Source organism: Cupriavidus sp. 30B13 (genome assembly GCF_049059565.2).
In the GTDB taxonomy this organism is placed as follows: domain Bacteria; phylum Pseudomonadota; class Gammaproteobacteria; order Burkholderiales; family Burkholderiaceae; genus Cupriavidus.
Genome location: NZ_CP188224.1, coordinates 384334 through 397825 on the forward strand (window position 1 = coordinate 384334; position 13492 = coordinate 397825).

Here is a 13492-nt window from a genome sequence, read left to right on the forward strand (position 1 = left end):
ACTACATTCGCCTATCGTGCGTAATCCCTAGTCCGAAATGCTTATAGGCATGACCATCCGCATGCCTCAGAATTTGCGGCCATAGTGCTTGAATCTGCACTTTGGTTTGACCGCGGGGGACTGACCGGCCGATGCCGGGCAGCGCGGCGCAGTAGACGGAAGCAGTCATACCGGGACGCATCGCCGCTCCGGCACCGCCAGCGGTGCCTCAAGGCAGACGAAGCGAGCGTTGCCGGGACGGGCATAAGAAAAGCCAGAAAAAAATAGGGGCCAACAGGTGAAATTGTTGCGATTGGACGGCGTCTTGCGCCGCGTGCCGGTCTTGCGAGGAGGCAGCCGGGATACGACGATGACGAGGGCCTGGCTCGGCGCGTTGCTGGCGCTGCTTGCCGCCTGGGTCAGCCCGGCACAGGCGCAGGTGTCCGCATTCGACGGCGCGCGCGCTCCCAACATCGCCTTCCACTACGGCAGCAAGCCGCCGGTGGATGCCTTGCAGGCATTCGACATCGCGGTGGTCGAGCCCGACAGCGGCTTCGATCCGCGCCGCGCCGCCACGCCCGGGACCGCCTGGTTTGCCTACGTCAGCGTGGGCGAGGTCGAGCCGTCGCGCCCCTACCTCAAGGACATGCCCAAGGCCTGGCTGACCGGCAACAACGACGCCTGGGGCGCCCGCGTGGTGGACCAGGCCGCGCCGGGCTGGCCCGCGTTCTACGTCGACAAGGTCATCGCGCCGCTGTGGGAGCGCGGCTACCGCGGCTTCTTCCTCGATACGCTCGACTCCTACCAGCTGGTGGCCAAGACCGACGCCGAGCGCGCGCGGCAGGAGGCCGGCATGGTCGCCGTGATCCGCGCCATCAAGGCACGCTATCCGGATGCCCGGCTGATCTTCAACCGCGGCTTCGAGATCCTGCCGCAGGTCAGCCAGCTCGCCTACGCGGTGGCGTTCGAATCGCTGTACCGCGGCTGGGACCAGGGCAACAAGCGCTACACCGAGGTCAGCGGCGCCGACCGCGACTGGCTGCTCGGCCAGGCCCGCACCATCCGCGAGCAGTACCGCCTGCCGGTGATCTCCATCGACTACTGTCCGCCCGCCGACCGCAAGTGCGCGCGCGACACCGCGGCGCGCATCCGCGCGCTGGACATCATTCCCTACGTGGCCGATCCCGGCCTGCAGACGGTCGGCATCGGCAGCATCGAGGTCATGCCGCGCCGCGTGCTGGTGGTGCAGGACCGCGAGGCCGGCGTGTCGATCGACGATTCCGCCGGCGTGCGCTTCGTCTCCATGCCGCTGAACTACCTCGGCTACCGCGTGGATTTCGCCGAGGCCAGCCAGCCGCTGCCGGAGATCGGGCCGGACCGCTACGCCGGCGTGGTGGTGTGGATGGGCGGCAACGTGCGCGACCAGCCGGGCCGCTTCTTCAACTGGATCCAGCGCAATATCGACCAGGGCATCCCGGTGGCGTTCCTGAACGATTTCGGCGCGCGCATCGGCGGCTCGCTGGCGGCGTCGCTGCAGCTCGAGCCGGTCAAGGGCAAGGTCGGCAAGAGCGCGGAGATCGTGTCGAAGGACCCCATGATGGGCTTCGAGATGCCGGTGGCGCCGGACCGCGCCCAGGCCGCCCCCGTGCAGGTCGGCGACGGCCCGGGCTTCCGCTCGCTGCTGCGCCTGCGCTCGGGCACGCTGACCTACGACGCCGCGGCCATCACGCCGTGGGGCGGCTACGTGCTCGGCCCCTACGCCGTGCGCCAGAGCGCCAACGACCAGGACCGCTGGGTGGTGCAGCCGCTGGATTTCCTGCGCGCCGCGCTGCGCCTGCCCGCCATGCCGGTGCCGGACGTCACCACCGAGAACGGGCGCCGCCTGCTCACCATCCACGTCGACGGCGACGGCTTTGCCTCGCGCGCCGAGATTCCCGGCGGCGGCTTCTCCGGCGAGGTGCTGTTCCGCGAGATCTGGGACCGCTACCGCCTGCCGATGACGATGTCCATCATCCAGGGCGAGGTGTCCAGCGACGGCATGTACCCCAACCTGACCGCGCAACTCGAGCCGATCGCGCGCAAGGTTTTCGCGCAGCCTTACGTGGAGGTGGCCAGCCACACCTTCTCGCACCCGTTCGACTGGGGCCGCACCGTGCCCAACGGCACGCACGCCGAGAACCCCACCGAAGGCGACGACGATTACCACCTGGCGATTCCCGGCTACCAGATGGACCTGCGGCGCGAGATCGGCGGCTCGATCGACTACATCAACCGCACGCTCGCCCCGGCCAACAAGCCGGTCAGCATGCTGCTGTGGTCGGGCGACTGCCAGGCCCCGCCCGAGGCCATCAAGCTGACCGACCAGGCCGGCGTGCTCAACATGAACGGCGGCGACACGCTGATCACGCGCAGCAACCCGACCTGGACCGCGATCTCGCCGCTCGGCGTGAACAAGGGCGACCACACCTTCCAGGTGTTCGCGCCCAACCAGAACGAGAACATCTACACCAACCTGTGGCACGGCCCGTTCTACGGCTTCGAGCGCGTGATCGAGACCTACGAGCTGACCGACCGGCCGTACCGCTTCAAGTCGGTCAACATCTACTACCACAACTATTCCGGCACCAAGGCCGCCTCCCTCAAGGCGCTGCGCAAGGTCTACGACTACGTGCTGAGCCAGCCGCTGATGCCGGTGCATTCCAGCGACTACGTGCGCAAGGTGATCGACTGGCAAGGCATGGCGGTGGCGCGCGAGGTCGGCAACGGCGACGGCAAGCAGCCCGCCGCCTGGATCGTGCGCGGCAACGGCAACCTGCGCAACGTGCGCTGGACCGGCGCCGGCGTGCCCGACGTGGGCAGCTCGCTGAACGTGACCGGCACCTCGCCGGCGCCCGGCGGCGGGGTCTACGTGCACCTGGCCGACGGCGACTCGCGCATCGTGATGCGCGACGGCGCGGCCCAGGCGCCGGCGGTGCCGCAGATCGTCGAGGCCAACGGCTTCGTGCGCGGCTGGCAGCGCAACGCCGAGCACATCCGTTTTGACTTCAGCGGCTACACCAAGCCCTTCTTCCGCCTCGCAGGCGCGGACCGCTGCCGGGTCGCCATCGACGGCAAGGCGGTCCAGGGCGTGCGCGAGCGCGGCACGCTGCGTATCGATACCACTCCAGTTTCCGATCCGAACAATGCCAAGCAAAGTGTCGAAATCACCTGCGCGGCCTGAGCGCGAGCGGCTGCTGCCGCCCGCGTTCGTGCTGACCTTCACCGCCATGGTGGGGATCGGCCTGGCGCTGATGTTCCCGCGCGAGACCTTGCGCGAGCGCCTGCTGGGCGAGGCCCGCGCGGTCGACGGGCTGAGCATGGCCTACCTGGAAGCCTGGTGGCGCGCCACGCCCGACGACAGCGGCTTCATGGCGGTGCTGGCCGAGCAGTACGCGCGCACCGGCCGCCTGGACGAGGCCGAAAGCATGCTCGGCCGCCTCGAGGCGCGCTACGACGCCGCGCGTCGGGGCCCGGTGCGCAATCCTGCCGATGCCGACCTGCCCGGCCAGGTCCTGCGCACCCGCATCGAGATCATGCAGCAGCGCGCCTTCGCCGCGTTGCCGGACACGCCGGAGCGCCAGCAGTACGTGGAACGGCTCGCCGGCCTGCTGGACCAGGCCGCGCAGATGCAGTGGTCGCGCGGCGACCTCGAAGACCTGGCCACCACCGCGCGCGCGGTGAACGCGCTCAAGCCGGCGCAGGCGTTCTACCGGGCGCTGGCCAAGAGCGATCCGGCCCGCGCCGAGCTGTGGAATGCGCAGGCCGCCTCGGCCGCGCTGGCCGGCGGCGACTACCAGCAGGCCGCCGAGGCGCTGTTTACCGCCCAGGCGCGCGCCACCGACCCGGCCGAGCAGCGCCGGCTGTTCCTGGCCGGCCTGAAGACGCTGCAGTCCGGCAACCTGCTGGACCAGGCGCTGGCCCAGGCCGAGCAGCGCGGCGGCAAGCTGCTCGACAACGCGGAAGTCCTGCGCTACCTGACCCGGCTGGCGCTGGCCGCCAACCGGCCCGAGCTGGCCGCGCGCTATGTCGAGCGCCTGCTGCGCCAGCCGCCCAGCGTGCAAGGCATGCCGCCGTCCGCCGCCGCGCAGCGCGCCGAGGCGCGGCGCGTCGCCGCGATGCAGCCCTGGGCCGCGCAGGGCGTGGTGTTCCTCGACGGCCCGCGCGGGCTGGCCCTGCGCCGCGCCATGGGCGAGGCGGGCATGCCGCGCCTGCGCCGCGTGGCCGACACGCCGGCTGCATCGGCCCCGTCGGCTCCATCGGCTGCCCCGGCGCCCGCCGCCGCCACGCCCGCCGCCGATCCCGCCGCGGGCGACCGCGCCTTCAACGCGGACGACTACGAACTCGCCTTCCAGGTCTTCCTGTCCGCCGGCAAGCTGAACGACGCCCAGCGCGTCGCCGAGACCGCGGTCAGGCGCCTGCCGGGCTCCGCGCGCTGGCGCGAGCGCCTGGCCCAGGTCGCGGAATGGAACCGCCAGCCCACGGTGGCGCTCAAGAGCTGGCTCGAATATGCGCAGGCCAGCAACGACGAGGCCGCGTGGAAGGCGGTGCTGCGCCTGGCGCCGGCCCTGAACGACGACCGCGCCTACCTGGCCGCGCTGCGCCATCGCGCCGGCACCGGCGACCTCGCCACCGTGGACGAGGTGGTCGCCACCTACGAGCGGCTCGGCGAGCCCGAGGACGCCATGGCGTTCCTGCAGAGCCTCAGCCACGGCCCCAACGCGCGCCAGGTCATGGAGCGCGAGGCCGAGCTGGCCGAGCGCGCCGGCAAGGACGCGCGCGCCTTCGAGCTGTACACGGCGCTGCAGGACCGCTTCGGCCCGCGCCCGCAATACGCGCTCAAGCAGGCCAACCTGCTCTATGTGCGCGGCGCGCTGCGCGAGGCGCTGCGGGCCATGGTGCCGTCCATGCGCGCCGCGCGCCCGACCGACATCGAGTTCTGGCGCACGCTGACCGAGCTGGCGCGCCTGAACCAGCGCGACGACCTGCTCGAGCAAGGCTACCGGCAACTGATGCTGGCCATGGCCGAGACGCACGACGACCACTGCCTGAAGATGCCGCCGGGCGCCGGGCGCAACGACTGCCTGGCCGAAGTGCGCGACACCGAGGAATCGGACTTCTCCAACCTGATCGACTTCTACGACAGCTCGCCCATCGACGCCGGGCGCATCGCCGAAGCGGGCTGGCGCAAGAGCGGCAAGATCGAGTCGCTCGAGCTCGCCATCAATTACTACACCCGCGCCCGCGCCTACGGCCGCATCGCCAGCCTGTTGCAGGCCATGACGCCCGCGCAGTTGCGGCAGGCCGAGCAGGCCAGCCGCTTCCTCGCCATGCGCGCCGAGTACCTGCGCGCGCGCGGCGAGCGCGACCAGGCGCTGGCCGACCTGCGCCGCGCCGCCGGCCTGCCCGACGCCGGCAGCGAAACGCTGGCCGCGCTGATGTGGTCGCTGGTGGACCTCGGCTCGGACACCGAAGTGCGCGCCATGATGCTGCGCCTGAAGGGCGAGGCCGAAGGCAACCCCGACCTGTGGGGCGCGTTCGCCGCCGGCAGCATGCGCTTCCAGGACGGCCGCGGCGCGCTGCATTACCTGCGCAAGATGGCCAGCGGCAAGAATGCCGACCCGCTCTGGCTGGGCCTGACCGCCGACGCCTACGACGCCATCGGCCAGACCGACGTCGGCTGGCGCCTGCGCCGCCAGGCCTGGGTCGACCTGCACAGCGACAAGAGCCCGGGCGGGCGTCGCGCCTCCGACCCGCGCGCGCTGGGCCCGGCCTCCGAGGAGGAAGACGCGCAGGGCGGCCCGGCCCCGGCCGAGCTGCAGCGCCAGACCGTGGCGCTGGGCCAGATCTTCGCCTCGGGCGACGTCTCGCGGCGCCTGGTGATGGAGATGCTGCGCGCAGACCGCACCGTGATGGCCGGCACCCGCGCCGCCGACTGGACCGGCCCGGCCGCGCCCAGGTCGCGCCTGGGCGAGATTCCGGGCCTGCCGCCGCTCGAGCTCAAGCTGCCCGGGGACATGGCGCAGCGCGAGGCGCGCCAGCAGGCGGTGGTGTCCGCCGCCGCCAAGGAAGTGGCGCTGGCGTGGGCCTTGTCGAACGAATCCAACGCGCTCGCGCGCGCCTGGCTGGCCCGCCAGTACGCCCGCCAGCTGCTGCGCCCGGCCTATGCCGAGGTCACGCTGGCGCTGGCCAGCGGCGACCTGAACGCGCTCGACCGCGTGCTGGAGCGCCAGGCCGGCCGCATCCCGGTGGACAACCAGATCGAGGCCAACGTGCAGCTCGGCCGCCTCGGCGCGGCGCAGACCCAGGCCTTCGAGACCCAGGACATCGCGCGCACCGACGACAGCCTGCAGGAAACCGTGCAGGACACGCTGCTGTTCAACGCGCAGGCCATCGAGCCGCGCGTGACCTACCAGCGCCAGAGCCCGCTGAGCTACTTCGACTACAGCCTGTCCGGCGGCGTGCGCCTGTGGGACGGCTACGACCTCAACCTGCGCGGTGTCTGGCGCAGCCAGCACAGCACCGACCAGACCCAACTGACCGGCGTGCCGGGTTCGGACCAGCGCGGCGAGCTGTCGCTGGGCTACCGCGACCAGCACAAGCGCTGGCGTCTCGCGGTGGGGCGGCGCGACGGCCTCGACAGCATGACCACCGCGCGCTTCACCGGCGAGTGGCGCGAGGACAGCCGCCTGAGCATCACCACCGTGGCCGGCCTCAACCAGAACGCCGACGATTCCGCGGCGCTGCGCGTGGGCGGCGCCAAGGATGTGCTCGGCCTGGGCGCCACCTGGAACTTCAGCCTGCGCGAGTTCGCCGGCGCGCGCGTCGAGTACAACCGCTTCCGCGGCCAGGACGGCTCGTCGCTGGGCAACGGCATGGTGTACGACTTCGAGCTCGGCTACCGCATCCGCACCGCGTACCCGGACTACACGGTGCGCCTGGTCGGCACCCACGCGCGCTACAACACGCGCGGCGGCACGCTCAGCGGCAAGCTGGCCACGCTGGTCCCCGCCGACGACGAGGCCACCCCGGCGTTCTACATGCCGGAAGGCTTCACGCAGGCCGGCGTGACGGTCGGCTTCGGCACCGAACTGCTCGACGACTATACGCACAAATGGCGGCCGTTCGCCGAGCTCGGCCTGCTGCACGACACCCGCGCGGGGCAGAACTTCCGCGCGCAACTGGGCATCGCGGGCACGGTCTTCGGCAACGATCACCTGTCCATGTATCTGCAGCACGAAACCGCCGCGCGCAACGGCGGTACGCCGCTGACCGAAGTGGGGGTGCGTTACAAATGGCTTTTTTGATCCGGGCAGGCACGGTGTGCCGGTCCATCGCATGAAATCGGATTCAATCGAGAAGGGGAGAAGCATCATGGAAACAACGAGCAAGAAGCCGCGTCGCGCGGCACGGCTGCTGGGCTGGTGCGGCGCGCTGGGCGCGGCCCTGTGGCTGGCAGGCTGCGCGGTGACCGACGTGGGCCGCGCGCCCGCGCTGCCCGCCGGCGAAGCGCTGGCGGTGCTGCCGATCGTCAACTACACCGAGACGCCGCAGGCCGGCCTGCGCGCCGAGGCCATCGCCGAGAGCCTGCTCAAGACCGGCGGCATCGCCAACGTGCGCCGCTATCCGGCCAACCTGAACCCGGAAACGCTGTTCGAGCCGGCCGAGCGCGAATCGGTGGGCAAGGCGCTGGAATGGGCGCGCACGCAGAAGCTGCGCTACGCGCTGACCGGCGCGGTGCAGGAATGGCGCTACAAGGTCGGCGTGGACGGCGAGCCGGCGGTGGGCATCTCGCTGCAGTTGCTGGACGTGAGCACCGGCGAAGTGGTGTGGTCCGCCACCGGCAGCGACAGCGGCTGGAGCCGCGAGTCGCTGTCGGGCACGGCGCAGAAGCTGCTGCGCCGCCTGCTGGCGCCGCTGCGCCAGGGTTGAGCCGGGGGAGGGTGTGATCGTGGCCAATACAGCCGACAAGATACGGGAAGGACAGGGCATTGGCGCAGGCGGCCGCTATCTGCGGCTGATCGCGCCCGCCACGAGCGGACCGGTATCGCTGGTCGAGCTGGTGGCGACCATGATCGTGGCGATGGGGCTGGGCTACCTGGTCCTGCCCGACAACCCGCTGCTGCTCGGGCTGGGTTTTCCCTGGGCCTGGCTGCTGCCGCTGATCCTGGCGCTGCGCTATGGCACGCTGATCGGCGTGGGCAGCGTGCTGATGATGCTCGGCGGCTGGTTCTTCTTCCACGAGATCGGCGCGCAGCCGGGCGGGTTCCCGCGCCTGTTTTTCCTCGGCGGCCTGCTGACGGTGCTGGTGGCCGGCCAGTTCGGCGACGTGTGGGGCACGCGGCTGGCGCGCGCGCGCGCGGTCAACCGCTACCTGGAAGAGCGCCTGGCCGCGCTTACCAAGAACCACTACCTGCTGCGCGTGTCCCACGCGCGGCTGGAGAACGACCTGCTGGCCAAGCCCACCACGCTGCGCGACACGCTCTCGCAGATGCGCGCGGTGTCGCTGGAAGACAGCAGCGCCGCCAGCGGCCAGCTGGTCGGCGCGCGCCCGATGCTGCAGGTGGTGGCGCAGGCCTGCCAGCTCGAGGCGGCCGCGCTCTACGCGGTGCATGGCGGCACGGTCGCCGGCGCGGCATCGGCGCAGATCGGCGCGGACTTCGAGTTCGACGCCGGCGACGTGCTGGTGCGCCATTGCCTGGAAACGCGCCAGCTCGCGCACCTGCGGGCCGGCGGCCTGGCGGGCCAGTCGCCGGACCACCCGCAGACGCGCTACCTGGCGGTCGCGCCGGTGCTGTCCGGCGCCGACAAGCTGGTCGGCCTGCTGGTGGTCGAGCGCATGCCGTTCCTGTCGCTCAACTATGAGAACCTGCAACTGCTCATGGTGCTGATGGGCTACTACGCCGACGGCATCGAGCATGCCGCCTCCACGCGCGCCATCGAAGCGGGGATTCCGGGCGTGCCGTACGACTTCGCGCTCGACTACGCGCGGCTGTCGCGCCTGCGCCGCGACAGCGGCATCGAAAGCACGATCGTGGCGCTGGTGTTCGATCTCGACGAATCGCGCGACGCGCTGTTCGAGCAGGTCATCCGCAGCCGCCGCGCGCTCGACGTGGCATGGCCGCTGACCAGCACGCACCAGCGCGCGCTGCTCACGCTGATGCCGCTGTCCGGCAGCGAGGCGGCCTCGGCCTACCTGGTGCGCATCGAAGACATGCTGCGCGCCCAGTTCGGCACCGACTTCGAGGCCGCGCGCATCGGCGTGCATACGCTGGCGGTGCCCGCCAGCGCGCCGGTGGAGCCGCTCGAGCGGCTGCTGCACCGCTGCCACGTGGACGTGCAGCCGGCGCCGGTACCGGTGCCGGTCGCGCTGGGCGAGGCTGGCCGTGTTTAAGCTCGGCATCGGCGGCCTCGCCGCGCAGATCGCCGCCCTGGCGCTGCTGGCGCGCGCCGGCGACAGCAACGTGATGCTGCTTGCCTTCCTGGGGGCGCAGGCGCTGTCCGCCGCGATGATCGCGATGGTGCTGTGGCGCCTGCTGCCGCGGCGCTTCCGCGTGCCGTTCGCGTGGACCTACGGCTACCTGTTCGCGTTCTGCTTCCTGGTGCCGCTGGCGGGCTCCATCGTCTGCCTGGGCAGCCTGCTGATCGCGCGCCTGTTCCCGGCCCGCCACGGCGAGACCGGCATCGGCACGGTCGACCTGCCGGTGTTCGTCACCCACCTGATCTCGCGCGTCACGCACGGCGGCGGCGCGCGCCTGCGCGCCCAGCTCGGCAACACGCGCGCGCCGCTGCCCGAGCGCATGACCGCGCTGGTGGCGATGCAGTCGATGCCGGCGCGCACCTCCAGCCCGGTGCTGCGCGACCTGCTGGCCGACAGCGCCGACGACGTGCGCCTGCTGGCCTACGGCATGCTCGACGGCGCCGAGAAGCAGCTCACGCAGCGCATCCTGGCCGAGCTGCCGCGCCTGGACGAAGCCCGCGACGACGCCGAGCGCGCCGAGATCCACAAGCGCGTGGCCGACCTGTACTGGGAGCTGATCTACCAGAACCTGGTGCAGGGCGACGTCTACCGCTACACCGCCGACCAGGTCGAGCACCATGCGCGCGCGGCGCTGCAGGTGGACGCCAGCCAGGCCGGCCTGTGGTACATGCGCGGCCGCCTGGCGCTGACCCGCAACGAGCCCGCGCAGGCGCGCGAGTGGCTGGAGCGCGCCGAGCGGCTCGGCTTCGCGCGCGAGCGCACGCTGCCGCTGCTGGCCGAAGCCGCGTACCTGGAGCGCGACTACGCCGCCGTGCGCGCCATCCTGCTGTCGTTCGACAGTCCATCGCCGCTGCCCCTGGTGCGGCCCATGCTGCGTTACTGGCAATCATGAGCGATACCCCTCTGCCCCGCGCCGACTCGGCCGACGTCTGCCTGCTGCTCGAAGGCACCTTTCCCTATGTGAGCGGCGGGGTGTCGAGCTGGGTCAACCAGATGATCCGCGCCTTCCCCGAGATCCGCTTCGGCATCGTCTTCATCGGCAGCCGCCGCGAAGACTACGGCGGCATGGTCTACGCGCTGCCCGACAACGTCGTGCACCTGGAGACCCATTTCCTCTACGACTTCGCGCCGCCGCCGCTGGTGCAGGGCAGCGAGGGCGACGCCATCACCTTCGCCGCCTCGGCGCGCCTGCACGAGGTGCTGCGCCAGCCCGGGCGCGAGGCCGAGGCCGGCGAGCTGATCCGCGAGCTGATGCCCGAGCTCGACGACGGCGGCAGCCTCTCCGAGGATGCTTTCCTGTACAGCCGCCACGCATGGCAGACCATCACCGACCAGTACCGCCAGTACTGCACGGACCCGTCGTTCACGGATTACTTCTGGACCGTGCGCATCATGCACAAGCCGCTGTGGCAGCTTGCGCGCATCGCCGGGAACCTGCCGCCGGCCAAGGTCTACCACACCGTGTCGACCGGTTATGCCGGCTTCCTCGGCGCCATGCTGCACTACCAGACCGGGCGCCCGCTGCTGGTGTCCGAGCACGGCATCTACACCAAGGAACGCAAGATCGACCTGTTCCAGAGCCAGTGGATCCGCGACAACCGCAACGTGTTCGAGCGCGACATCTCGCAGATCAGCTATTTCCGCGAGCTGTGGGTGCGCTTCTTCGAAACGCTGGGCCGCGTGTGCTATGACGCCGGCGACACCATCGTGGCGCTCTACGAAGGCAACCGCCTGCGCCAGGTCACCGACGGCGCCGCGGACGAGCGCACCTGCAACATTCCCAACGGCATCAACCTGCCGCGCCTGTCCGCGCTGCGCGCCAGGCGCGCGCCGGGCGTGCCGCCGGTGCTGTGCCTGATCGGGCGGGTGGTGCCGATCAAGGACATCAAGACCTTCATCCGCGCCATGCTGACGGTGGTGCGCCAGTACCCGGACGCCGAAGGCTGGATCGCCGGCCCCGAGGACGAGGATCCCGAATACGCGCGCGAATGCCGCAGCCTGGCCGAGAGCCTGGGGCTGGGCGAGCGCGTCAAGTTCCTCGGCTTCCAGCGCATCGACGACCTGCTGCCCAAGGTGGGCGTGCTGGTGCTGAGCTCGATCTCCGAGGCGCTGCCGCTGGTGGTGCTCGAAGGCTTCGCCGCCGGCGTGCCGTGCGTGACCACCGACGTGGGCTCGTGCCGCCAGCTCATCTTCGGCCTGCCCGGCGAGGACGCCGCGCTGGGCGCCGCGGGCGACGTGGTGCGCATCGCCGACCCGGCCGCGCTGGCGCAGAAGGCCATCGGCCTGCTGGGCTCGCCCGAAGCCTGGCATGCCGCGCAGCAGGCCGGCATCCGCCGAGTGGAGCGCTACTACACGCAGGAGATGATGGTGGACAGCTACCGCGAGCTGTACACGCGCCTGATGGCGCGGCCCGGCGCGCAGCCGCAGGCGGGCGCCTCGCCGGCGAAGTCCGCCCAGGCCGCGGGCTGCCCCATGAAGGGAGGTCGCTGAGATGGCGGGGATCGGTTTCGAACTGCGCAAGATGCTGCGCCGGGACAGCCTGTCGGGCATGCTCGGCGCCTACGCCTATGCCGGCATCATCAGTTCCGGCCCGTGGGTGCTGTCGATCGTCGGCATCCTGCTGATCGGCGTGCTGAGCCTGCCGTTCGTGGTGCCGGGCAGCCTGGTGACGCAGTTCCAGGTCTCGGTGACCTACCTGATCGCGGTCAGCCTGATACTCACCGGGCCGATGCAGCTGGCCTTCACGCGCTTCACCTCGGACCGCCTGTTCGAGAAGCAGGACCACCTGGTGCTGTCGAACTTCCACGCGGTGGCGCTGCTGGTGACGGTGCTGTCCGGCGCCATCGGCATCGGCTTCGCGCTGTTCGCCTTCCAGGCGCAGTCGGTGCTGTACCGGCTGCTGATGGTCGCGGGCTTCGTGGTCATGAGCAATATCTGGATCGCGGTGATCTTCCTGTCGGGCATGAAGCAGTACAAGGCCATCGTATGGACCTTCCTGCTCGGCTACACGCTCACGGTGGCCGCGGCGCTGGCGTTGCGCGGCTTTGGCCTGGAGGGCCTGCTGTCCGGCTTCGTGGCGGGCCAGCTGAGCCTGCTCACGGCGATGGTGGTGCTGATCTACCGCAACTACACCAGCCAGCGCTTCATGTCGTTCGAGGTGTTCCAGCGCCGCAACATCTACCCGAGCCTGATGCTCATCGGCCTGCTGTACAACCTCGGCATCTGGCTCGACAAGTTCATGTTCTGGTACGCGCCGTCCACGGGGCAGCAGGTGATCGGGCCGCTGCACGCGTCGATCATCTACGACATCCCGGTGTTCCTGGCCTACCTGGCGATCATTCCCGGCATGGCCGTGTTCCTGGTGCGCATCGAGACGGATTTCGTCGAGTACTACGACGCGTTCTACAACGCCGTGCGCGGCGGCAGCTCGCTCGAGCATATCGAGGACATGCGCAACACGATGGTGCAGACCATCCGCCTGGGGCTGTACGAGATCGTCAAGGTGCAGGCCATCGCCTCGCTGCTGCTGTTCGTGGTGGGGCGCTACATCCTGGCGCTGCTGGGCATCTCGGAGCTGTACCTGCCGCTGCTGTACGTGGACGTGATCGGCGCGAGCCTTCAGGTGGTGCTGCTCGGCGTGCTGAACATCTATTTCTACCTGGACCGCCGCCGCGAGGTGCTGCTGCTGTCGGGTTTGTTCGTGATTCTCAACGTGGCGCTGACCTCGTTCACGCTGCAGCTCGGCCCGGCCTGGTATGGCTATGGCTTCGCGGTGTCGCTGCTGGTGGTGGTGGCGCTGGCGATCTACCTGCTCGACCGCAAGCTGGACCGGCTCGAGTACGAAACCTACATGCTGCAATAGGACGGGGGCAGGGGTTGCCGCCCGCGCCGGCCTTGGCGCGGCGCCGCCCGATTCGGTACCATTCCCGCACGTGCACGGCCCGCCCCGGCCCGCCGTGCTTTCGGGCGCCGCGCCAGGCGCCCGTTTTGCGTTTG

7 protein-coding genes are annotated in these 13492 nt (G+C 70.6%); all 7 read left to right on the plus strand.

Features of this window, described 5'->3' with window-relative positions; genetic code table 11:
* The first annotated feature begins 349 nt into the window (after positions 1 to 349).
* The 7 genes from ACKI2N_RS21080 (at position 350) to pelG (ending at position 13358) form a co-directional block, all read left to right on the plus strand.
* Positions 350 to 3199, plus strand: coding sequence for a bifunctional glycoside hydrolase 114/ polysaccharide deacetylase family protein (locus ACKI2N_RS21080; protein WP_420994813.1), 2850 nt, complete (start codon positions 350 to 352; stop codon positions 3197 to 3199).
* Positions 3162 to 7322: a tetratricopeptide repeat protein gene (locus tag ACKI2N_RS21085; RefSeq protein ID WP_420994811.1), complete on the plus strand. Its 4161-nt coding sequence runs from the start codon at positions 3162 to 3164 to the stop codon at positions 7320 to 7322. Before ACKI2N_RS21080 ends, ACKI2N_RS21085 begins: the two co-directional genes overlap by 38 nt.
* Before the next feature lie 67 nt (positions 7323 to 7389).
* A complete protein-coding gene (locus ACKI2N_RS21090; protein WP_420994809.1) occupies positions 7390 to 7947 on the plus strand; it encodes a penicillin-binding protein activator LpoB in 558 nt (185 codons plus the stop codon).
* Between the two features lie 13 nt (positions 7948 to 7960).
* Positions 7961 to 9409 (plus strand): PelD GGDEF domain-containing protein, encoded by a 1449-nt coding sequence (locus tag ACKI2N_RS21095; RefSeq protein WP_420994808.1) that lies wholly within the window; start codon positions 7961 to 7963, stop codon positions 9407 to 9409.
* Positions 9402 to 10388 carry a tetratricopeptide repeat protein gene (locus tag ACKI2N_RS21100; protein ID WP_420994807.1) on the plus strand — a complete coding sequence of 329 codons (987 nt, stop codon included), beginning with the start codon at positions 9402 to 9404 and terminating at the stop codon, positions 10386 to 10388. Before ACKI2N_RS21095 ends, ACKI2N_RS21100 begins: the two co-directional genes overlap by 8 nt.
* On the plus strand, positions 10385 to 11986 hold the full coding sequence (gene pelF / locus ACKI2N_RS21105) for a GT4 family glycosyltransferase PelF (RefSeq protein WP_420994806.1): 1602 nt from the start codon (positions 10385 to 10387) through the stop codon (positions 11984 to 11986). Before ACKI2N_RS21100 ends, pelF begins: the two co-directional genes overlap by 4 nt.
* A gap of 1 nt (position 11987) precedes the next feature.
* On the plus strand, positions 11988 to 13358 hold the full coding sequence (gene pelG / locus ACKI2N_RS21110) for an exopolysaccharide Pel transporter PelG (protein WP_420994805.1): 1371 nt from the start codon (positions 11988 to 11990) through the stop codon (positions 13356 to 13358).
* The last annotated feature ends 134 nt before the right edge of the window (positions 13359 to 13492 follow it).